Consider the following 23,519-nt stretch of genomic DNA (forward strand, 5'->3'; position numbering starts at 1 on the left):
GGCAGTTCCCCGCCCGCGCGGCGAGTCCTTTCCGTGCCGGTCCATAGGCTTGTAGCCCGGATCAGGTCTGTGGCCCGGACCCGTCGGAGGGGGACGTCGTGAGGTTCGACCGCGCTGCCCTGAGAGAGGTCGTCTCCATCAGCGATGAGCTGGGGGTCCTGTCGTTCTACGTGACCGTGGACCCCCGGGCCGATCCCGGGTCCCGCCCCGCCTGGCGGATCAAGTTCGCCAACGACCTGGGCGACCTGCGCGAGCGGGCCGAGGCCGACCCCGACCGGGCGCGGCGCACGGCCGTCCTGAGGCGGCTGGACGGATTGGAACGCGACTTCCAGACACTGCTCGACCCGTCCCGGCCGGGGGTCGGGCGGGTGCTGTTCGCCCCGGTCGGAGGGGACGAGGCGCTGGCCTTCTCCTTCCAGCTGCCGGTCGCCGACCAGATGGTGCTGGAGACGACGGCGTACGTGCGCCCGCTGGTCAACACCGTGGAGACCGCGCCGCCCGCCGGGATCGTCGCCGTCTCCAGGGACGGGACACGCGTGGTCGACTACCGGTACGGCCAGGCCGAGGACCTCGGCGGCATGCGCTTCGAGGTGGACTCCGACGACTGGCGCGACCCCGGCGGTCCCTCGCGCACCGAGTACGCCTCGCACGGCACCCCCTACCGCGACAAGTTCGAGAAAAGGGTGGCCGACAACGTCGCCCGCCTGGCGCGCGAGGCGGGTCAGCGCGTCGCCGAGGAGGCCGTGAACCGCGGCTGGACCACCACCGTGGTGCTCGGCGACCCCCCGCTGGGCGAGATCCTGGCCGGGGAGCTGGGCGGCGACGTCATCCAGCTGACCTCGGTGGCGGAGCCGGGGCCCCCGGCGAAGCTGGTCGAGCGGGTGCGGCCGCAGCTGAAGGAGGCCAGGACCCGCTTGGGCGCGTCGCTGGCGGCTCATGCCAGGGACGGGGCGCTGTCCGGAGGGCGCGGGGCGCTCGGCCTGGCCGACACGCTCGGTGCGCTGAACGACGGCCGGGTGGCTCAGCTCCTGCTGGACGAGACCCGGGAGTGGAGCGGCAGGCGCGCCGCCGACGGGCTGCTCTATCCGCCGCACGCGACCCCGCCGGGGAATCCGGAGGTCACCGAGGAGCCCAGGATGGGCGAGCGTATGATCGAACGGGCCCTGGACATCGACGCCGAGGTGATCGTCCTGGACGGCGAGGCCGCCGCGGCCCTGGCCGACGTCGACGGGGCCGGGGCGATCCTGCGCTGGTGACCGGGCCGCGCCGGTGATCCGGGCCGCGGACTCGAGCCGTCCGGGCCATGGACCCGGGCCGGTCATCGCGCGGTCACCGTGAGAGACTTTCACTCGGAGCCCGCCGGGTCGTGCGGGTTCCGCCGGTCCGGCCGGTCCGGCCGGTGCCATCGGATTCGCCGGGCGCCGCCTCGCCGCGTGCGGACGGGCGGCGTTCCGCCGGACCGCGCCGGGGCATCGCCCTTCGCGGCGCCGGACGCCCGAATCACCCTTCGCGGTGCCGTGCCACCCCCCGTGACAAGAGCGGATCGATGTCTCCACGCTGATCTGCGGATATATGTCTTTTTCGGGGGAAAGGACCGTCATGGTCGGTACTACCTCATCAGGGTCATCGGGTACATCCAACGAGAACCTCGGGCACGTCGTCTTCATCACCGCCGCGGCGGCGATCGGCGGATTCCTCTTCGGGTACGACAGCGCCGTCATCAACGGAGCGGTCACCGGCATCCAGAAACACTTCGGCATCGGCGCGGCCGAGACCGGGATCGTCGTCGCGATCGCCCTCCTGGGGTCGGCGGTCGGTGCGTGGATCGCCGGGGGGATGGCCGACCGGTGGGGGCGCACCAGGACCATGCAGGTGGCCGCGATCCTGTTCGCGGTGAGCTCCATCGGCCAGGCCCTGCCGTTCGCCGCGTGGGACCTGGCGCTGTGGCGGGTCCTCGCCGGCGTCGGGATCGGCATGGCGTCGGTGATCGGCCCGGCCTACATCGCCGAGGTCGCCCCGGCCGCCTACCGGGGCCGCCTGGGCTCCTTCCAGCAGCTGGCGATCGTGCTCGGCATCGCCGTCTCCCAGCTCGTCAACTACGGGATCGCGCAGTTCGCCGGGGGCGACGTCAACAACACCCTGTTCGGGCTGCAGGCGTGGCAGTGGATGCTCGGCGTCTGCGTGGTCCCCGCCCTGCTCTACCTGATCTTCGCGTCGATCATCCCCGAGTCGCCGCGGTATCTCATCGGAGCCGGCAAGACGCAGCGCGCCCGCAAGGTCCTCGCCGAGGTGGAGAGCGACGACGTCGACCTGGACGACAGGATCGCGGAGATCAAGAAGTCGCTGCACACCGAGCAGCGGACCCGGCTGCGCGACCTGCGGGGCCCCGCGCTGGGACTGCTGCCGATCGTCTGGATCGGCATCCTGCTGTCGGCCTTCCAGCAACTGGTCGGCATCAACGTCATCTTCTACTACTCGTCGTCGCTGTGGCAGTCGGTCGGCATCAACCAGAGCAACTCGCTGCTGATCAGCTTCTCCACCTCGATCATCAACATCATCGGCACGTTCATCGCCATCGCGCTGGTCGACCGGATCGGCCGCAAGCCGCTGCTGCTGGTCGGATCCGTGGGCATGACGCTCGCGCTGGGCACCGCCGCGTGGGCGTTCAGCGCCGGTGTGCCGTCCGGGGAGAACGTCACGCTGCCGGCGACGCAGGGCACCGTCGCGCTGATCGCGGCGCACGTCTTCGTGCTGTTCTTCGCGCTGTCGTGGGGCGTCGTGGTCTGGGTGCTGCTCGGCGAGATGTTCCCCAACCGGCTCAGGGCCGTCGCCCTGTCGGTGGCGGCCACCGCCCAGTGGCTGGCCAACTGGCTGATCACCGTCTCGTTCCCCTCCCTGGCGGAGTGGAACCTGTCGGCCACCTACGTCATCTACGCCTGCTTCGCGGCCCTGTCCTTCGCCTTCGTGCTGTTCAAGGTGCGGGAGACCAAGGGGCGCAGGCTTGAGGAGATGGGTTAGGTTCATGGCCGTGACCCCCGGAGAACCCACTCCGGCGGCGCGTCCCCAGCCCCCGCGGGGGGCCGCGCCGCCGAGGACGCCGCGCAGGACATCGCCGCCGACCCGGGCCGAGCTGGAGGCGGCCAGGGACCGTACGGTCGACGACGTGCTCGGCCCGTCGCTGGACGTGCTGTTCTGCGGCATCAACCCGGGCCTGTACTCCGCCGCCACCGGGCGTCACTTCGCCCGGCCGGGCAACCGCTTCTGGCCCGCGCTGCACCTGTCGGGGTTCACCCCCCGCCTGCTCGACCCGAGCGAGCAGGCGGAGCTGCCCTCGTACGGCCTGGGCATCACCAACGTCGTGGCGCGGGCCACCGCCCAGGCCGCGGAGCTGACCCCGGAGGAGTTCCGGGCGGGCGGCGAGCGGCTGGTACGGCTGGTCACCGACATCCGGCCCCGCGTGCTGGCGGTGGCCGGGGTGACCGCCTACCGCACCGCGTTCGGCGACCCCAAGGCCGCCGTCGGGCCGCAGGCCGCCGCGATCGGCGGCACGGCCGTGTGGGTGCTGCCCAACCCCAGCGGGCTGAACGCCCACTGGCCCCTGGACCGGATCGTGGGGGAGCTGCGCAGGCTGCGGGAGACGCTGCGCGCGTGAGGGCCCGGCGTCCTCCGCGACGCCGGGCACCTGCTGACGCCCCGCACCTGACGCCCCGCACCTGGCGTCTCGCGTCTCGTGGGGACCGTGTCCTCCGTGACGCCCCCGGGCCCGAGGTCCCGTGCCCCGCGGGGGCCCACGTGCCCCACGGGGCGCCCGCCGTACGCGCCGCCGGTCGTGCGGGTGTCAGAAGGGCCGCCGGCGACCCGGCCGCCGTCCCCGGTGCCCGGCGTGCGGACCCCACGCGTGGTGCTTCCAGGGCCCCGGAGGCCACGCGCCGTCCGCGTGCGGGTTCCACGGGCCGCCCCGGTGCGGGCCCCACGCGCCGCCGTCCCCGGCGTGCGGTCCCCACATCATCGGGTGGGCCGCCTGGCGGTGGTGCCACCGCCGCCGCTCCCAGGCCCGCCCCCGCCTCCGGTGCAGCATCCCCGCCACCGCCATCACCAGCCAGATGGTGAGCAGGATCCGGAGCATCCCGAACCCGGCGGCCGCGAACCCGGCCACCAGCAACACGGGAAGGAACACGAACGCCGGCGGCCGGCCGTGGCGGCGCCAGGCGGTGGGACGCGGCGGGCGGATCCCGCCGGGGTCCCCGTGCCCGGCGTGCCCGGCTGCGGGGCTCATGGGGTCCACGGGGCCCGCGCCGGGCCCGCCGTACCCGCCGGGCAGGTCGGCGCCGGCCCGGGACAGCTCGCGGCCGGTGCGCGCGGCCAGGACGAGGTCGACGCGCTCGCCGAACTCCTCCAGGGTCAGCCGGCCCCGCGCGTAGTGCTCACGCAGGGCCGACACCGCCGCGTCGCGCTCGGCGTCTCCGATACGGAGATCGTCGTGGGACGTCATCGCCCGATCACTCCTCCTCCTGGTCGCCGTCCGCGAGGATCTGGTACAGCTTGCGCCGCGTCTCGACGAGCGTCTGCCTGGCCTGGCGGATCTGGGCGTCGCTGCCGGTCTGCATGATCTGGACCATGGCGAACCCCGCCTGCCGGACGATGTCCATCAGCTCCCAGGTGTCGTCGTCGACCTCGGGGGTCATCTCCTCCCAGGGAGCGCGTAGCTCGTCGGCGTGCTCGGCGACGTAGGCCCGGCCGGTGTCGGTGAGCCGGAAGGACTTGCGGCCGTCGCTCTCCTCCGACAGGACCAGGCCCTCGTCGGCGAGCTGCTGCAGCGCCGGGTAGACCGCGCCGGGGCTGGGCTTCCAGCCTCCCTGGCTGCGCTGTGCGATCTCCTGGATGATCTGGTAGCCGTTGCGCGGCTCCTCCGACAGCAGGGACAGGATCGCCGCGCGGACGTCGCCGCGCTTGGCCTTGCGCCCCCGGCCGAACTGGCCCCGGCCACCGCCGAACGGGCCGCCGCCGAAGGGCCCGCCTCCGAAGGGGCCGCGCCTGCCGAAGTCCCAGGGGAAGGGACCGCCGGGGAAGGGCCCGCGGTGCCCGCGGTGGCGGTGCTCGTGCGGCCCGCCCTCGCGGGGGCCGTGCCCGTGCGGCCCGTGTGGGCCGGGGCCGCCGTGGTGGGACGCGTCCTGGTGCCAGCCGGCGGCCATCGCCCGCATGGCCTCCCTGGCCGCGCGCTTCATCTCGCGCCGGATCCGTCGCGGGTCGGCGCCCTCCCAGGGGCCGCCCATGGCGTGTGCGGAACTCATGTGCACCTCCGTACCGATCGTCTTCAGAATGTTCTCGATGCTTCAAAGATATATCGAGACTATTCGATCGACAACCCCTGGAAGCGGCGAGAACCGACGATGGGGCTCGGCCGGCCGCCCCGCCGGATCCGCTCCGCCGCGAGTGGGGGAGCGAGGCGGGGCCGGGAGACGCGGCGGCGGCAGGAGGGATTCGTGCATGACCGGAGAAGGGGTTCCGGGCAGCCGGAGAGGGCTTCGAGGCCCGGATCGAGGTCACCGGGCAAAAAAGTGAGGTAGATCACCCAATTCTCAGCGAATTTCGGAACAACCACTGAGACCTGGGCGTTACAAAGGACATAGACGGGATTCGTTCCGTGCCGGAAGGGCTGGGGGGTGCTTTCGGTACGGAACGGTCCCGTCTGTTAGTTCCAGGGGCAAGGTGCAGGGCCCGCCGGGTTTCCCGGCGGGCCCTTCGCCCTTCCAGGGCCCTTTCTCACCGCTCCCGGCGCCCCGTCCCGCCGCATCCGGTGCCCCGCAGGTAAGACACTGATCACGCCCAGGCGACACGCCACGGGCGGAAGATGGCACTGTCCGCTCCTTTTGAGAGGCTTTGCCGTACTCTCCCTCTAGTGATCTTGACAGGGGTGTTGGACCGATGATGGGGCACACGCACGCGCTCACCGGGGCGGTCGCCTGGCTGGGGGTGGCGCCGACGCTGGCCGCGCTGCCGCTGCTCACCGACTCCTCCCGGTTCGTGGAGACCGGTGTCATGGTGAACGCGCTCAACCCGTCGGAGTTCATCGCCGGGACCATAATCTGCGCCGGGGCCGCGATGCTGCCCGATCTGGACCACCCCAGCGCGACGATCGCCCAGACGTTCGGCCCGGTCACCTGGCTGCTGAGCAAGGCCGTGGCATGGGTGAGCGGCGGCCACCGCCACGCCACCCACTCGCTCGTGTTCGCGGCCGCCGCCGGGTTCGGCGCCCACTACCTGGCCAACACCTACCCCATCGGCCGGGACATCCTGGTCGCGCTGCTCATCGGCCTGGCGATCCGGGCGATCGGCATCGGCGTCCCGGGCAACAAGATGGCCACCGCGATGGTCGACATCGGTCTGGCGGCCGGGCTGTTCGTCGTGTTCCGCAGCTACAACGTGGGCTACGCCTGGCTCGGGCTGGCGGTCGGGATCGGCTGCCTCATCCATGTCGTCGGGGACTGCTGCACGGAGAAGGGCTGTCCGGTGCTGTGGCCGGTACCCGGGCGGTGGGTGCTGCCATGGAAGATCGGCATCAAGACCGGCCGGGCCTTCGAGCAGAAACTCCTCGCCCCGGTGCTCTCCATCGCCATCGTGGGCCTCATCTACCTCCGCTTCGTCCAATTCTGACCCCCGAGCCTTACGGCCGTATCGGTGCCAGGGACCCGCGAGGGGGCGCCGGTGTCTGGACTGAGGAGCGGAGGAGCGCAGCGACGGAGCGACGAGGGAAGGCGCCGGCTCAAGAGCCCCCGAGCCGCGACACGCAGTGTCGCCATGAGCCCAGCCGCAATGAGTACAACCGCCATGAGCCCAATAACTTGATATCAAGATATCCGACACGATATCTTGATATCGAGACATCCGCCGCGGTCCGCAGGTGTCCCAGGGTTAGGCATACCTAACAGGCCTGGGCACTCCGCAGGTGCGGCAGGATTTCAGGTGCGCCCCCCAGGTGGCGCTTCGAGACCAACAGGGTGATTGAGGGAGGCGAACCGTGTCCACGAACAGCTTCGGCAGCCGTGACACGCTCCGCGTCGGAGACGCGGAATACGAGATCTACCGGCTGAACGCCGTCGAGGGGTCGGGACGCCTCCCGTACAGCCTGAAGATCCTGCTGGAGAACCTTCTCCGCACCGAGGACGGCGCGAACATCACGGCCGACCACATCCGCGCCCTGGGTCAGTGGGACCCCAAGGCCGCGCCGAGCGTGGAGATCCAGTTCACCCCGGCTCGCGTGATCATGCAGGACTTCACCGGCGTCCCCTGCGTCGTGGACCTCGCCACCATGCGCGAGGCCGTCCGCGACCTCGGCGGCGACCCGGCGCGGATCAACCCGCTCGCCCCGGCCGAGATGGTCATCGACCACTCCGTCATCGTCGACTTCTTCGGCGGCCCGGACTCCTTCCGGCGCAACGTCGAGCGCGAGTACGAGCGCAACCGCGAGCGCTACCAGTTCCTGCGCTGGGGCCAGACCGCCTTCGACGAGTTCAAGGTCGTCCCGCCGGGCACCGGCATCGTGCACCAGGTCAACATCGAGCATCTCGCCCGCGTGGTCATGGTCCGCGATGGTAAGGCTTATCCGGACACCTGCGTCGGCACCGACTCCCACACCACCATGGAGAACGGCATCGGCGTCCTCGGCTGGGGCGTCGGCGGCATCGAGGCCGAGGCCGCGATGCTCGGCCAGCCGATCTCCATGCTGATCCCGCGCGTGGTCGGCTTCAAGCTGACCGGTAAGCTCCCGGCCGGCGCCACCGCCACCGACCTGGTGCTCACCATCACCGAGACGCTGCGCAAGCACGGCGTCGTCGGCAAGTTCGTCGAGTTCTACGGCGAGGGCGTCTCCAGCGTGCCGCTGGCCAACCGCGCCACCATCGGCAACATGAGCCCCGAGTTCGGCTCCACCTGCGCGATCTTCCCGATCGACGGCGAGACGATCAACTACCTCCGCCTCACCGGCCGTTCCGAGGAGCAGGTCGCCCTCGTCGAGGCGTACGCCAAGGCCCAGGGCATGTGGCTCGACCCCTCCGCCGAGGAGCCGGTCTTCTCCGAGTACCTCGAGCTCGACCTGTCCACGGTCGTGCCGTCCATCGCCGGCCCCAAGCGCCCGCAGGACCGCATCGCGCTGTCGGAGGCCAAGAGCGCCTGGCGTGCCTCCGTCAAGGACTACGTCTCCAGCATCCAGGGCCCGACGGACGAGGCCTCCGCCGAGTCCTTCCCCGCGTCCGACTCCCCGGCGATCTCGCACGGCGGCGACGGCGACGCCCCGCACGCCCCCGCGCTGAACGGCGACCGCCCGCGCAAGCCGGTCCAGGTCACGCTGTCCGACGGCACGGGCTTCGAGATCGACCACGGCGTGGTGACCATCGCGGCCATCACCAGCTGCACCAACACCTCCAACCCCTACGTCATGATGGGCGCGGCGCTGCTGGCCAGGAACGCGGTCGAGAAGGGCCTGTCCCGCAAGCCGTGGGTCAAGACCTCCCTCGCCCCGGGCTCGCAGGTCGTCACGGGGTACTTCGAGCGCTCCGGCCTCCAGCCGTACCTCGACAAGATCGGTTTCAACCTGGTCGGCTACGGCTGCACCACCTGCATCGGCAACTCCGGCCCGCTGCAGGAGGAGATCTCCGCCGCCATCCAGGAGAACGACCTCGCGGTCACCGCGGTGCTGTCCGGCAACCGCAACTTCGAGGGCCGGATCAACCCCGACGTCAAGATGAACTACCTGGCCTCGCCGCCGCTGGTCGTCGCCTACGCCCTCGCCGGCACCATGGACATCGACCTGAACACCGAGCCGCTGGGTACGGGTACCGACGGGAAGCCGGTCTTCCTCGCCGACATCTGGCCGTCGCCGGAGGAGGTCTCGGCCGTCGTCGCGTCCTCCATCGACCAGGAGATGTTCCTGCACGACTACGCGGACGTCTTCAAGGGCGACGAGACCTGGCGGTCGCTGCCGATCCCGACCGGCGACACCTTCGAGTGGGACCCGGCCTCCACCTACGTCCGCAAGGCCCCGTACTTCGACGGCATGCCGCGCGACCCGCAGCCGGTGACGGACATCTCCGGCGCCCGGGTCCTCGCCAAGCTGGGCGACTCGGTCACCACCGACCACATCTCCCCGGCCGGCGCCATCAAGGTCGGAACGCCCGCCGCCGAGTACCTGCGCGAGAACGGCGTCGAGGTCAGGGACTTCAACTCCTACGGCTCGCGCCGCGGCAACCACGAGGTGATGATCCGCGGCACCTTCGCCAACATCCGGCTGAAGAACCTGCTGCTCGACGGCGTGGAGGGCGGCTACACCCGCGACTTCACCCTTGAGGGCGGCCCGCAGAGCTTCATCTACGACGCCTCCGTCAACTACCAGGCCGCGGGCGTCCCGCTCGTCGTCCTGGCGGGCAAGGAGTACGGTTCCGGCTCCTCGCGTGACTGGGCGGCCAAGGGCACCGCGCTGCTCGGCGTCCGCGCCGTGATCGCTGAGTCCTACGAGCGCATCCACCGCTCCAACCTGATCGGCATGGGCGTGCTGCCGCTGCAGTTCCCCGAGGGCGAGACGGCCGCCTCCCTCGGCCTGACCGGCGAGGAGACCTTCGACATCACCGGCGTCGAGGCCCTCAACGAGGGCGGCGTCCCGCAGACCGTGACGGTCCGGGCCGACGGCAGGGAGTTCGAGGCGGTCGTGCGCATCGACACCCCCGGAGAGGCCGACTACTACCGCCACGGCGGCATCATGCAGTACGTGCTGCGCTCCCTGCTCGCCAGGAGCTGAGCCGGGAGGGCGCGGGGGCGGTGACGCCGCCCCCGCGCCGGGGCGGCACTTCGTACCGAGCCGCCCGGCGGGACGCCTCCCGCCGGGCGGTTCGGCGTTTTCCGGGCCTCCATCGGCCTCTGCCGGAGGGGCTTCCAGCGCCCCGGCGCCCCGGCGGTCCGGTGGCCCAGCGGTCCGGCGCTCCGGGAGCCCGGCGGTTCGGCGGTTCGGCGGGAAATCCCTTTTCGGCGTCGAGAGGACCGGGGCTACGGTCGCCTCGTGACCCATGAGACTCTCATCATCGTCTGCGCGGGCCTGGCGGTCTTCGCCGGAGCGGTCGTGCAGGGGGCGATCGGCTTCGGGCTGGGCCTGGTGGCCGCCCCGCTGATCGCCCTGCTCGACCCCACGCTCATGCCCGGGGCCGCCCAGGTCGTGAACGCCACGCTGCCGCTGTTCACGCTGGCCGCCGAGTGGCGCAGGGTGGACTGGCGGGGACTGGGATTCGCCCTCCTGGGCCGGGTGCCCGGCAGCCTCCTGGGCGGTCTGGTCGTCCTCCACGTCTCCACGCGGGTCCTTGGCGTCCTCGTCGGGGCGATGGTGCTGCTCGCGGTCGGCCTGACCGGGCGGGCGGTGGCGGTGCGCCGTACGGGCGGCACCGTCACCGGGGCGGGCTTCGTCTCCGGGATCACCGGCACCGCGACCGGGATCGGCGGCCCGCCGATGGCCCTGGTCTACCAGAACGCCAAGGGCCCGCAGATCCGGGCCACCCTCGCGATGTTCTTCATGATCAGTGCCTGCCAGTCGCTGGCCGTCCTCGCGTTCGTGGACCGGCTGCCGGTCCGGGCGCTCTCCTTCGGCGCGCTGCTGATCCCCTTCCTGGTCGCGGGGTTCGCGGTGTCCAGGCCGCTGCGGCGTTTCCTGGACGGCGGGCGGGTCAGGACGGCGATCCTCGCGCTGGCCGCCGTTTCCGCGCTCTCGTTGATCGTCACCGCCGCGCTGGGTTAAGTCCGCGTTTCTGGATTGTTACCGGCGACAACAAACTTTACCGACGAAAGGTCTGGTGCTGAGGCCAACGGCGGCATACGTTGCGGCAAACAACATTCAACGGGAAGGCGGGCCGACCCCGGCCGGCCGTACCCGCTGACCCGGCACGCCTCTACCCATACCCCCCGCCCTCCTTGACGAAAGGACCCGTGCACGATGCGCAAGGGGATCCTCAGCCTGACCGCCGCCGCCTCGCTCCTCACCTTCGGCCTCGCCGCCTGTGGAAACGACGGCGGCACCACCGCCGCCCCCGAGGGCGCCGCCTCCGCCTCCGGAGACGCCGGGGCCAAGGCCGCCGGCAAGGTCGGCGTCATCCTGCCCGACAGCAAGTCCTCCGCCCGGTGGGAGACCGCCGACCGCAAGTACCTGGAAGAGGCGTTCAAGGCCGCGGGCATCGCCTACGACATCCAGAACGCCCAGGGCGACAAGACCCAGTTCCAGACCATCGCCGACCAGATGATCACCAACGGCGCGACCGTGCTGATGATCGTCAACCTCGACAGCGGCACCGGCAAGGCCGTGCTCGACAAGGCCAAGTCCCAGGGCGTGGCCACCATCGACTACGACCGCCTCACCCTGGGCGGCGGCGCCGCCTACTACGTCAGCTTCGACAACACCAAGGTCGGCACGCTGCAGGGCGAGGGCCTGGTCAAGTGCCTCACCGATAAGAAGGCCGACAAGCCGATCATCGCCGAGCTCAACGGCTCGCCCACCGACAACAACGCCACGCTCTTCAAGAACGGCTACGACGGCGTGCTCAAGCCCAAGTACGACTCCAAGGAGTACGTGAAGGGCCCCGACCAGTCGGTCCCCGACTGGGACAACGCCCAGGCCGGCACGATCTTCGAGCAGATGCTGACCGAGCAGCCGAAGATCGCCGGTGTGCTCGCCGCCAACGACGGCCTCGGCAACGCCGCGATCACCGTGCTGAAGAAGCAGAAGCTCAACGGCAAGGTCCCGGTCACCGGCCAGGACGCCACCGTCCAGGGACTGCAGAATATCCTCGCCGGCGACCAGTGCATGACGGTCTACAAGGCCATCAAGAAGGAGGCCGACGCCGCCTCCCAGCTCGCCATCGCGCTCGCCAAGGGTGAGAAGCCGGCCGCGACCGGCAGCGTCAAGGACACCGAGAGCAACGCGGACGTCCCGGCGGTCCTGCTGGACCCGCAGGCCATCTACTTCGACAACGTCAAGGACGTCGTGGCCGACGGCTACGTGTCCAAGGACGAGCTGTGCACCGGCGAGTTCGCCGACAAGTGCACCGAGGCCGGAATCCAGTAACGATGCGCCGGGGCGCGCCCGCCCCGCCTCACGGGAGGCGGGCGCGCCCCGTCCGGGTGCGGCTCCGCCGTACCCCTCGGCCGGGCGGGCGCCGACCCGGCGGTGACCGACCGGGCCGTGAACGGGCCGGCGGTGAACGGCCGGGCCTCGAACGGGCCGCGCGCAACGAGCACAGGGAGAAAACCCTCATGACCCCCGTCCTGGAGATCCGCGGGATCGACAAGAGCTTCGGCCCCGTCCAGGTCCTGCACGACGTCGACTTCTCCGTACACGCCGGAGAGGTCACCGCGCTGGTCGGCGACAACGGCGCCGGCAAGTCCACCCTCGTCAAGTGCATCGGCGGCATCCACCCCGTCGACTCCGGCGAGTACCTCTTCGGCGGCAAGGCCGTCCAGATCAACAGCCCCCGCGACGCCGCCGAACTCGGCATCGAGATCGTCTACCAGGACCTCGCGCTCTGCGACAACCTCGACATCGTCCAGAACATGTTCCTCGGCCGCGAGCACCGACGCGGCATCGTCCTCGACGAGGACACCATGGAGGAGATGGCCGCCAGGACCCTGGAGAGCCTGTCGGTCAGGACCGTCAAGTCCATCCGCCAGCACGTCTCCAGCCTCTCCGGCGGTCAGCGCCAGACCGTGGCCATCGCCAAGGCCGTGCTCTGGAACAGCAAGGTCGTCATCCTCGACGAGCCGACCGCCGCGCTCGGCGTCGCCCAGACCGCGCAGGTCCTCGAACTGGTCCGCCGCCTGGCCGACCAGGGGCTGGCCGTCGTGCTCATCTCGCACAACATGAACGACGTGTTCGCCGTGTCCGACCGGATCGCCGCCCTCTACCTCGGCCGGATGGCCGCGCAGGTCAAGACGTCCGACGTCACCCACGCGCAGGTCGTCGAACTGATCACCTCCGGCCGCAGCGGCGACCTCGGCCTCACCAACGGAGTCAGCGCATGACCGACACGATCGCCTCGCCGCGCGCGTCCGAGGCCCCCACCATCAGCGGCAGCGTCCGCGGCTACGCCGAGCGGGTGCGCGGCGGCGACATGGGCGCGCTGCCCGCGGTGTTCGGCCTGGTCGTGCTCTGCACGGTCTTCTCGATCCTGCGGCCCGTCTTCCTCACCCCCGGCAACTTCGCCAACCTCCTCACCCAGGGCGCCGCGACCACCGTCATCGCGATGGGCCTCATCTTCGTCCTGCTGCTCGGCGAGATCGACCTGTCGGCGGGCTTCGCCAGCGGCGTCTGCGCCTCGATCCTCGCGATCCTCCTCACCGAGCAGGGCCTGCCCTGGTACGTCGCGGTCGCCGCGGCCATCCTCACCGGCGTGGTGATCGGCACCGTCCTCGGCACGATCGTCGCCAAACTCGGCATCCCGTCCTTCGTCGTCACCCTCGCCGCCTTCCTCGGCTTCCAGGGACTCGTCCTGCTGCTGGTCAAGGGCGGCACCAACATCTCCATCCGCGACGAGACGATCGTCGCCATCGCCAACAAGTACCTCCCGCCCGCGCTGGGCTGGGCGCTGCTGGTCCTCGGCGTCGCCGGCTACGCCGCGCTCCAGCTCCTGCGGGCGCGCAAGCGGGCCTCCCGCGGCCTGACGACCGACCCGATCGCGCTGATCGCCGTCCGGGTCGGCGCCCTCGCCGTGCTCGGCGGCGTCGCCGTCTACATCCTCAACCTGGAGCGCAGCCGCAACCCCGCGGTCGTGTCGCTGACCGGCGTGCCGGTCGTCGTGCCGATCATCGCGGTCCTGCTGGTGCTGGGAACGTTCGTGCTGCGCCGTACCGCGTACGGCCGCCACCTGTACGCCGTCGGAGGCAACGCCGAGGCCGCGCGCCGGGCCGGCATCAACGTCGACCGGATGAAGATCAGCGCGTTCGTCATCTGCTCCGGCATGGCCGCCGTCGGCGGCATCATCGCCGCCTCCCGCGCCAGCTCCGTCGACCCCAACACCGGCGGCAGCAACGTGCTGCTGTACGCGGTCGGCGCGGCCGTGATCGGCGGGACCAGCCTCTTCGGCGGCAAGGGCCGCGTGCTGGACGCCATCCTCGGCGGCACCGTGGTCGCCGTCATCGAGAACGGCATGGGCCTGATGGGCTACAGCTCCGGCGTCAAGTACGTCGTCACCGGAGCGGTCCTGCTGCTGGCCGCCGGGGTCGACGCCCTGTCCCGCAAGAGGGCCGCCGCCACTGGTCTAAGGTGATCAGCGACCCCGACCCCCCGAAGGAAACCCACGCGATGCGGGCTGGCCCCTCCCAGGAGGAGATCCGGCGCCACAATCTCGGCGCCCTCCTCCGGCACGTCCACCTCGGCGGCCCGACCTCGCGCGCGGAGCTGACCAGCCGGATGGGCCTCAACCGCAGCACCATCATGGCCCTCACCGCCGACCTGACCGCCGCCGGTCTGGTCCGCGAGGAGCTGCCCAGGGAGACCGGCCGGGCGGGCCGCCCCTCCCTGGTGGTGCGCCCCGAGTCGGCGCGGGTCTACGTGTTCGCCTTCGACGTGGGCGTCGACCGGCTGGTCGCCGCCCGCGTCGGCCTGGGCGGCGCCATCCTCGACCGCCGCGAGACCGTACGGCGGCGCGGCCCCTTCTCCCTGGAGGAGATCGTCGGCCCGCTCGCCGGGTTCGCCCGGCAGATGCGCCGCAAGACCCGTCCCGACACCGTGTGCGTCGGCGCCGCCGCCGCCTTCTCCGGCGGCGTGGACCGCGGCGACGGCGTCGTGCGGTTCGGGCCCAACATGGGCCCGGCGAAGGACGTGCCGTTCGCCGAGGAGATGACCCGCCGGCTCGCGTTCGGCATGCCGGTCAAGGTCGGCAACGACGCCAACCTCGCCGCCCTCGCCGAACACTCCCGCGGCGTCGGCATCGGCTGCCGCGACCTCATCTACATGCACGGCGACGTCGGCGTCGGCGGCGGCATCATCGTCAACGGCCAGCTCCTCGGCGGCCACGGCGGCTTCGGCGGCGAGATCGGCCACATGGTCGTCAATCCCAAGGGCCGCCTGTGCGGGTGCGGGTCGCTGGGCTGCCTGGAGGCGGAGGTGGGGGAGCGGACGCTGCTGGAGGCGGCGGGCCGGATGCCCGGCATGCCGCAGGGCTCGGGCCGGGGAGTGGGCTCGTCACAGAACGCGCGGCGGACGGGCGCTTCGCAGGGTACGGACGGCCCGCGGGGCACTGACGGACCGTGGGGCGCGGACCAGATGCCGGGCGTCCTCCGCGGCGCGGGCGAAGAAACGGGGACGCCTCCGGGAGCCGTCCCCGTCGCCGCCGGACCGGGGATCGGCGGTCTTCGTACGCCGGGACCGATGAGCGGCGGGTTCGAGACGTCCGGCCTGGAAGCCGGTAGGTTCGAGACGTCGGGCCTGGAGCCCGGCGGATTCGAGACGGCCGGCTCGGAGACCGGCGACCCCCACGAGCATCTGATCGGCCGCGACGCCGTACGGGCCGTGGTCGACGCCGCCGACCGAGGTGACGTCGTCGCCCAGGCGGCCCTCAGCCGGGTCGGCGACTGGCTCGGCTTGGGCGTCGCCAACCTCGTCAACATCTTCAACCCCGAGATGGTCATCTTCGGCGGCATGCTCCGCGAGGTCTACCTCGGCTCAGCCGCCCAGGTCCGCAGCCGCCTCGCCGTCGACGCTCTCTCTGCCTCCCGCGAGGGCCTGCGCCTGCGCACCGCCGCCCTCGGCGACGACGCGACCCTGATGGGCGCCGCCGAACTGGCCTTCGCCCAGGTCCTCGCCGACCCCCTGGAAGTCCTGTCCCGCGCGGGCTCCTGACTCTCTTCCCGGCACGAGGCCCGCTCGCACGGGTCCGCCGTACGGCACCGCGTGCGCCTGCATGGCGCTGTCATCGTCGCCGTCGCCGTCAGGCGGAGGCGGCCGTGTGGTCCAGAGACGCCCAGGGCTGAAAGTGTCATCCCTTAATACGCCTTACCGACCCCCTGTTCATCGGAATACTCACTCTGCGTGACTGTGTATGTGACAATCCTTCCTTCCTGATTTCGAAATCGTTGTTTTTCTTATTTACTCCTTATTTAGATCTTGTGGAGCGGATCGTTCCATGTGTACCTTCTGATCGTTTGCTGACTGCTGTCCTCCGAACCGTCGGCCCGCGCCCGCGTGGTCACCGCACGGGATGGAGAAACGCGACGGCTTTCGTTGTCGCGCGGACTGTTCGGAGGGTGACGGCGTATGCGCCGTGGTTTGCCATGGGCTCGTTCCATAAGTGGTAGGGCATGGCGATCGGCAGTTATCGCAACATTGTTGACACCAGGTCTTCTGAATGTGAAGGCACTGCCGGTGGTGGCCGATGTACGAACGATGGCCTCCATGCAGGCAACCGCTGACTCGCCGAAGCAACTGGCTGGTTCAGCCGAAGGTGTGCCCCAGCTGGTCGATACGAAAGCCACCCAGCCTGGATTTTCCTCAGAAAAGAGTGAGGACTCCCCGAAGCCCCCAGATGGCGGGCTGAGGTCATCTGAAGGCGCGCTGCCGATTGATGTCAGAGACTTCCGCCCGGCCAAGAAAGCGTTGACGAGGTCGTCACCGGACGGGCGGGGAGCAGGCGTGCTCCTGCCTCAGGCCCGCGCTTCTGTGGGACTGATGAGCATGTGGATCACGTCCTACTATCCAGCCGACGAATCCCAGGTCGACACCCTCACGCCGGAGCTGAACGCCAACGGCTACAACGGCGGACTGGGCGGGCCGATTTACGAGTACCAGTACAAGATCTGTGAGTGGAAAGACGCGTGGAACATCGGTCCCTGCACCACTTCTCCGTGGCGCTGGTGGACCGACTCCGGTTGGACGGTTCCGCAGGGCATCCTCTCCTGGGGTAAGACCTACACCTGGGACGCGACGATTCGTGACGTCTCCACCCAGGAGACCGGGACGCTCTCGGACCTGAGATTCGTCACCGCTGTGCGTCAGCCCGTGGTGAGCTCCCACCTCGCTGAGAGAGGGGTCAACGGCCAGGAGTTCCACCAGCTCGTCGGTAACTACACGACCACCTTCACCGACGCCTCCGTTTCCACTTCAGGCATGCCGCTGTCGGTCGTGCGCTCCTACAACAGCCTCGACGGGCGTATCGACGGGATGTTCGGGCCCGGCTGGTCGACCCGGTACGACATGAAGATCCAGCCGGAGGACAGCGGTGCGCAACGGCTACTGGTGACCTATCCCGATGGCCATAAACTCCGCTTCGCGGCAAAGCGCACCAGCGCGGGAGTCACGACCTTCCAGCCGCCACCCGGTGTCCACGTCACGCTGGCGACGGAGGCAGGCGGTGGCTGGCGGCTGATGGACAAGTCGTCGATCTCCTACACCTTCGACGCACAGGGCCGCCTGACGAAGCTCACCGACAGCCGCGGCCGTTCCCAGGACCTCAGCTACGGCACCGACGGGAAGCTTTCGAAGGTCTCCGCCGCCGGAGGCCGGTCGCTCACCTTCGCTTGGACAGGCGACCACGTTACCTCCGTGACCACCGATCCGGTCGACGGGAAACCGCTGCAGTGGACCTACGTCTACGACGGGCAGCGCCTCACCAGAGCCTGCGCTCCGGCGACTGCCCCCAACTGCACCGTCTACGACTATGGGACCGGCTCCCGCTATCAGGCGAGTGTGCTGGACGACCGTCCCATGGGCTACTGGCGGATGGGGGAGTCCCGCACCGAAACCGCCCCCGAGGTTGGCACGTACACCTACTTCCCCGACGAGACCGGCCTGAGCGGCTACCTTGAGTTCCCTTCCGGTGTGCAGACCGGCAAGCCTGGAGCGCTCGCTGGAACGACCAACGCCGCAGCCGGCTTCCAGGGCGCCGGCACCTCCGAGATCCAGAAATGGGGATTGCTCCGCAATCTCGGGAAGAACCTGTCAGTCGAATCGTGGTTCAAGACGACCGCTTCCTCTGGCTCGATCTTCCAGGCGACCGGGGTACCCGGCATGTATGTCGGTGCCGATGGCAAGCTGCGGGGGCATCTGGAATGGCTCGAAGGCGGCTCTGACACCCCCATCCTGTCCACGCGGGCGGTCAACGACGGCCAGTGGCACCATGCGGTGATCACTGCGACCCGTGACCTCACCACGATGTACGTCGACGGCACCCCCGTCGGCACCCTCGCCCTGGGCATAGAGACAGACATCCCGGACGCCTCCACCATCATCGGCCGGGGATTCAACGGTCTCATCGACGAGTTCGCCGTCTACGACCGAACTCTCACTCCCACCCAGGTCCGCGCGCATTATGACGCCCGAACCGAGGCACCGTTCAAGCTGAACAAGATCACCTTGCCATCAGAGCGGGTGTGGATGTCCACCACCTACAACACCGCCAACGACCGGGTCGCCACCCACACCGACCAGCACGGTGGTACCTGGAAGCTGGGGGAGCCGGTCTACTCCGCCACCGGCGAACTCGCGACGGTCACGGTGACCGATCCTAAGAACAACACCCTCAGCTACGCCCATGACGCCTGGCGAGGCTATCGCCTGAACAGCCAGACCGACCAGCTCGGCAAGGTCACCAAGTACGAGTACGACACCGGTGGCTTCCTAGCGAAGATCACCGACCCGAACAACAACCTCACCGAACGCGTCAACGACACCCGAGGCAACGTCACAACGGTCAAGACCTGCCGGACCTCGACGAGTTGCCAGACCACACGGCAGACGTTCCACCTCAACAGCTCCAACGAGTTCGACCCGCGCAACGACCGGATGACCGTGAGGCGGGACGCCCGCTCCACCAGTTCTACCGACAACACCTACGCCACCAAGTGGGAGTACAACGAGTACGGCGAGCCCCTCAAGGAGACGACTCCCGTCACCGCCGACTTCCCCAATGGCCGCTCGACGCTCACCGCCTACACCGACGGCACCGAGCCCGCCATCGGTGGTGGGAACACTCCCGCCGGCCTGGTGAAGTCGGCGAAGGACGCCAGGGGCAAGGAGACGACCTACCGCTACACCTCGGCCGGTGACCTGGCCGAGCAGACCAGCCCGTCCGGCCTGGTCACGAAGTTCACCTATGACGCGGTGGGCCGGATGCTCACCCGCACCGAGGTCTCCGAGGCGCACCCCACCGGGGCGACGACGACGTTCACCTACGACGGTCTCGGGCGCATGCTCACCCAGACCGGGCCCGGCGTGAAGAACGAGGTCACCGGCATCACCCACACCGCCAGGGTCGCCTACGCCTACGACGCCGACGGCAACAAGCTGACCGAGACGCTGTCCGACCTGACCGGCGGCGACCCGGAGCGCGTCACCACCTACACCTATGACGCCTCCGGCCGGGTGGAGACGGTGACCGACCCCGAGGGTGGCGTGGTCCGGACCACCTGGGATGCCACCGGCGCCCGTGTCTCGACGACCGACCAACTGGGTGTCGTCCGTACCTTCGGCTACACCAAGCGCGGCGAGCCGGCCACCACGACGCTGAAGAACTGGACCGGCAGCCCGGTCAGCCCGCAACCCGCCAAGGACGTGGTGCTGGAGTCGCGCTCCTACGACCCCGGAGGCCGGCTGGCCGCCCAGGTCGATGCGATGGGCCGCAAGACCTCCTACACCTACTTCGCCGACAACCTGCTCTCCCAGGTGATCGGCGACGACGTCAAGCTGAACGGCCTGACCACCACCACCGACGTGGTGCTGGAGGACAACGTCTACGACGCTGCCGGCAACCTCACCAAGCAGGTCAAGGGCGGCGGCAAGGCCACCACCGAGTACGTCTACGACGCCGCGAGCCGCCTGACCTCGACCACGTTCGACCCCGCGACGCTCAAGCGCAAGACCACCCTTGAGTACGACGAGGGGAACAACGTCACCAAGAAGACCCTCACCGGCGCGGGCACCACCCGGACGGAGTCCACCCTCTACGCCTACAACGCGCTGAACCAGGTGACGCGGCAGACCGTGGAGAACGGCGACGACGACCTGGTCTCCACCAGCACCTACGACGACCGCGGACTGCTGGTCACGGCCACCGACCCGCGCGGCAACGCCTCCGGAGCCACCGCCGCCGACTTCACCACCGAGATGCGCTACGACATCGCGGGGCAGCTCGTGGAGAAGACCTCCCCGCGGGTGAAGGTCGAGAAGACCGGGTCGGCCGCCGACGGCCGCCCCACGGAGAAGTACGGCTACGACACCGCCGGCCTGCCCACCCAGACCGTCGACGCGGAGGGCCGCAGGCTCACCTCCGCCTTCGACAAGGCCGGGCGGCTCGTCTCGGCGGTTTCCCCGCCCTACACTCCGCCGGGCGGCGAGGCGGTCACCCCCAAGGTCGGCATGGAATACGACGCGGCGGGCCGGAAGACCAAGGTCACCGACGAGCGCGGCTATGTCACCTCCACCGAGTACGACGCGCTGGGCAACCCGGTACGGGTCACCGACCCCGGCCCCTCGGGACCGGGCGGGCAGTGGGTGACCCAGTTCGACCTGCTGGGCGAGCCGCTGGCCACGATCGACCCGACCGGCGCGCGTGACGAGGCCACCTACGACGATCTCGGCAGAAAGATCACCCAGACGCGGATCGAGCGCAGGCCGACCACCGCCGCCTACACCACGACCCTCACCTATGACACCGCGGGCAACCTCACCAAGAGCGTCGCCCCGGGCAGCAAGACCACCGGCTACGAGGTCAACGCCGCCGGAGAGGTGACCGCCACCACCGACCCGAACCTCAATAGGTCCACCGTCGACTACGACCTCGCGGGCCGTACGGTCAAGGTGACCGACCCGTTGAAGAACGCCACCGAGGCCGTCTACGACCTGGCCGGGCGGCAGACCGGGGCCAAGGACCTCGACGCCACCGGTGCGGTCGTCCGTACGCTGGGCTTCGGCTACGACGCGGCCGGCAACCCGACCAGCGGCACCTCCGGCGAGGGGCACGTCACGCGGCGGACGTTCGACGCGCTGGGCCGGATGACCTCGCTCGTCGAGCCGGTCTCCGCGGACAAGTCGATCACCACGACGTTCGGTTACGACGCGACCGGCGCCCGTACCCGCCTCACCGACGGGCGCGGCAACGCCACCTGGACCACCTACAACGTCCTCGGCCTGGCCGAGTCGGTCATCGAATCGGCCACCACCGCCCACCCGAACGCCGCCGACCGCACCTGGACCACCGGCTACGACGCGGCGGGCAACGCCGTGACCACGTTGCAGCCGGGCGGGGTGCGCATCGACCGCGTCTTCGACCATCTCGGCCAGGTCACCAAGCAGACCGGCGCCGGAGCCGGGGTGGACACCCCCGAGCGGAACCTCACCTACGACGCGGCCGGCCGCCTGACCGCGATCGGCGACTACACCCTCGAGTACAACGACCGCAGCCTGCTGACCAAGGTCTCCAAGGCCACCAACCAGGTCGCCGCCTACGCCTACGACGGTCTGGGCAACACCACCCAGCGCGTCGACACCGCCGGAACCTCCACCTACACCTACGACAACGCCAGCCGGCTGAAGACGGCCACCGACCCGGTCACCGGCCGCACCTGGACCTACGGCTACGACAACGCCGACCGGCTCACCAGCCAGACCTCCGCCAACCCGGTCAACACGCAGAGCTACAGCTACGACGCCGTGGACCGGCTCACCTCCCACACGCTGAAGAACAGCGGCGGCACCCAGCTGTCGAAGATCGCCTACGACTGGGACAAGGACGACAACCTCGTCACCAAGACCACCAGCGGTACGGCGGGCGCCGGGGTCAACACCTACGGCTACGACCACTCCGGACGCCTGACCTCCTGGACCGCCCCGGACGGCAAGGCCACCGCCTACGAGTGGGACGACGCGGGCAACCGCACTAAGGCCGGGGACAAGACCTTCGTCTACGACGAGCGCAACCGGCTGCTGTCCGGCGGTGGCACCACCTACACCTACACCGCCCGCGGTACGGTGGCCACCGAGACCACCGGCGGCGTCACCAAGAACCTCGTCTTCGACGCCTTCGACCAGATGGTCTCCGACGGGGACGCCGCCTACGGCTACGACGCCCTGGGCCGGATGACCTCCCGCACCAAGGGCACCGCTCAGCAGCGGTTCGTCTACTCCGGGCTGAGCAACGATATCGTCACCGTCACCGACGGGGCCGGCGCGCTCCAGGCCAAGTACGGCCGCGACCTGGCCGGCGGCCTGCTCAGCCTCCAGGAGGGCGGCGGCCCGGCGCTCGGCACGATGACCGACCTGCACGGCGACCTGGTGGGCACCTTCTCCGGCACCGCCCTGGTCGACTCGACCGCCTACGACCCCTTCGGCGAGGTGCTCCAGCGCTCCGGCACCCAGCGGACGCTCGGCTACCAGGGCGAGTACACCGACCCGGACACCGGCAAGGTGAACATGCACGCCCGCTGGTACCGCCCAGGAAGCGGCACCTTCGCCTCCCGTGACATCGTTAACCTTGTTCCACAGCCATCGGTCCAAATTAACCGATATGTCTATGGCAACTCTACGCCTCTGACCAGCGTAGATATTTCTGGACACAGTGCCACTTATTTGTCTGATGCAAGCCGCCAAGAAGGCAATGGGTCTAATCCAAACGAAGAATGCATACTAAATTGGTGCTGGGATAGGCATAAAAGGCAAGAGGCTGTAGCTTGTGCTGCGATGAATGCATTCGATCCGCAGTCCTGTTACATAGGGGACTCCATTAGTACCAAAATTAGCAATTTTGTTGCAAATAAAGAGGGTCCGGTAGAGGACAAGAGAAGGAGTGCTGTCCGTCATTTCTTGTGGCAGGTGTTTCTGACCGTTCTGGTTGATGAGGACTTCGCAAAAGGTGTGGCGGATAAGCATGAGCAATATTCCGCGAATAGCCCCAAGGAAAGCGCAGAAGATCAAGCTGTTAACGCGTTTGCCAGAAGGTATGCACTAAGAAACAAGAAAAAAATAGAAAAGATTATAAGCGCCAATGGATTCGAGTACGCCTTAAATTATATGTATGGGGTTTCGGTAGGGGTTCTATGTCGGTCGAATTTCTTTACCGAAGGGTGCCCAAGGGATAGCAGGCCAGGAGCGAACGGTTTTGCATCTACTCCAATGGGGATCAGTTCTACGGAGCTTCGCAAAATTGAAAGGCAAGCAAAGATAGATTCTGATTGCATGACCGGCCCATGTGTCGGAAGCTATAGCGGTCACTATCTAGCTATACCTATCGATGGTGGTCGAATCCTTACCCCAAGAGAGTACGCTAGAGAGAACGGTTGGCTTGTCGAAGATGGAGGTAGGGCGGAAAGGAGTCCAACCCCTGCAGAAAAGGAACGAGCTGAGAGGCAGGCAAAAATCGACTATGCATGCATGACCGGACCTTGTGCGGGGAGTTACAGCGGGCATGTAGGTATAACCATCAATGGCGGGCAGGGTTGGGATAGCCCATGGTTTTAAAGTTTAAAAACTCCTAGGGGATCCTTAAGTGCTCCATATCGAGGAAACT

Annotated in this window: 13 protein-coding genes; 11 read left to right on the forward strand and 2 right to left on the reverse strand. The window is 69.1% G+C overall.

Going from position 1 to position 23,519, the window contains the following annotated elements; all coding sequences use genetic code 11:
- Window positions 1-98: 98 nt before the first annotated feature.
- From ACFYSC_RS12635 to mug, 3 genes are all read left to right on the forward strand, one after another.
- On the forward strand, window positions 99-1,256 hold the full coding sequence (locus ACFYSC_RS12635; RefSeq protein ID WP_389960440.1) for a VLRF1 family aeRF1-type release factor: 1,158 nt from the start codon (window positions 99-101) through the stop codon (window positions 1,254-1,256).
- Window positions 1,257-1,599: 343 nt separating this feature from the next.
- Window positions 1,600-3,018 carry a sugar porter family MFS transporter gene (locus ACFYSC_RS12640; RefSeq protein WP_389960442.1) on the forward strand — a complete coding sequence of 473 codons (1,419 nt, stop codon included), beginning with the start codon at window positions 1,600-1,602 and terminating at the stop codon, window positions 3,016-3,018.
- Window positions 3,019-3,130: 112 nt separating this feature from the next.
- Window positions 3,131-3,652, forward strand: coding sequence for a G/U mismatch-specific DNA glycosylase (mug, locus tag ACFYSC_RS12645; protein WP_389961125.1), 522 nt, complete (start codon window positions 3,131-3,133; stop codon window positions 3,650-3,652).
- Between the two features lie 186 nt (window positions 3,653-3,838).
- Here mug and ACFYSC_RS12650 read toward each other — a convergent pair whose 3' ends face one another.
- Window positions 3,839-4,492, reverse strand: coding sequence for a DUF1707 domain-containing protein (locus tag ACFYSC_RS12650; protein WP_389960444.1), 654 nt, complete (start codon window positions 4,490-4,492; stop codon window positions 3,839-3,841).
- A 7-nt stretch (window positions 4,493-4,499) separates the two neighbouring features.
- Window positions 4,500-5,291, reverse strand: coding sequence for a PadR family transcriptional regulator (locus ACFYSC_RS12655; protein ID WP_389960449.1), 792 nt, complete (start codon window positions 5,289-5,291; stop codon window positions 4,500-4,502).
- A gap of 634 nt (window positions 5,292-5,925) precedes the next feature.
- On the opposite strand from ACFYSC_RS12655, the gene ACFYSC_RS12660 reads away from it, so the two are divergent.
- From ACFYSC_RS12660 to ACFYSC_RS12695, 8 genes are all read left to right on the forward strand, one after another.
- Window positions 5,926-6,654 (forward strand): metal-dependent hydrolase, encoded by a 729-nt coding sequence (locus tag ACFYSC_RS12660; protein WP_389960451.1) that lies wholly within the window; start codon window positions 5,926-5,928, stop codon window positions 6,652-6,654.
- A gap of 364 nt (window positions 6,655-7,018) precedes the next feature.
- Complete coding sequence (gene acnA / locus ACFYSC_RS12665; RefSeq protein WP_389960453.1) at window positions 7,019-9,790, forward strand: aconitate hydratase AcnA; 2,772 nt, start codon at window positions 7,019-7,021, stop codon at window positions 9,788-9,790.
- Window positions 9,791-10,048: 258 nt separating this feature from the next.
- Complete coding sequence (locus ACFYSC_RS12670; protein ID WP_389960455.1) at window positions 10,049-10,774, forward strand: sulfite exporter TauE/SafE family protein; 726 nt, start codon at window positions 10,049-10,051, stop codon at window positions 10,772-10,774.
- A gap of 195 nt (window positions 10,775-10,969) precedes the next feature.
- Window positions 10,970-12,094 carry a sugar ABC transporter substrate-binding protein gene (locus tag ACFYSC_RS12675; protein WP_389960457.1) on the forward strand — a complete coding sequence of 375 codons (1,125 nt, stop codon included), beginning with the start codon at window positions 10,970-10,972 and terminating at the stop codon, window positions 12,092-12,094.
- A gap of 188 nt (window positions 12,095-12,282) precedes the next feature.
- Window positions 12,283-13,047, forward strand: coding sequence for an ATP-binding cassette domain-containing protein (locus ACFYSC_RS12680; RefSeq protein ID WP_389960459.1), 765 nt, complete (start codon window positions 12,283-12,285; stop codon window positions 13,045-13,047).
- Complete coding sequence (locus ACFYSC_RS12685) at window positions 13,044-14,291, forward strand: sugar ABC transporter permease (protein WP_389960461.1); 1,248 nt, start codon at window positions 13,044-13,046, stop codon at window positions 14,289-14,291. Before ACFYSC_RS12680 ends, ACFYSC_RS12685 begins: the two co-directional genes overlap by 4 nt.
- 35 nt (window positions 14,292-14,326) lie before the next feature.
- Window positions 14,327-15,865, forward strand: coding sequence for an ROK family protein (locus ACFYSC_RS12690; RefSeq protein WP_389960463.1), 1,539 nt, complete (start codon window positions 14,327-14,329; stop codon window positions 15,863-15,865).
- A gap of 1,143 nt (window positions 15,866-17,008) precedes the next feature.
- Window positions 17,009-23,470 (forward strand): LamG-like jellyroll fold domain-containing protein, encoded by a 6,462-nt coding sequence (locus ACFYSC_RS12695; protein WP_389960465.1) that lies wholly within the window; start codon window positions 17,009-17,011, stop codon window positions 23,468-23,470.
- The last annotated feature ends 49 nt before the right edge of the window (window positions 23,471-23,519 follow it).

It is taken from the genome of Streptosporangium sp. NPDC004379 (assembly GCF_042873875.1).
Lineage (GTDB): Bacteria > Actinomycetota > Actinomycetes > Streptosporangiales > Streptosporangiaceae > Streptosporangium.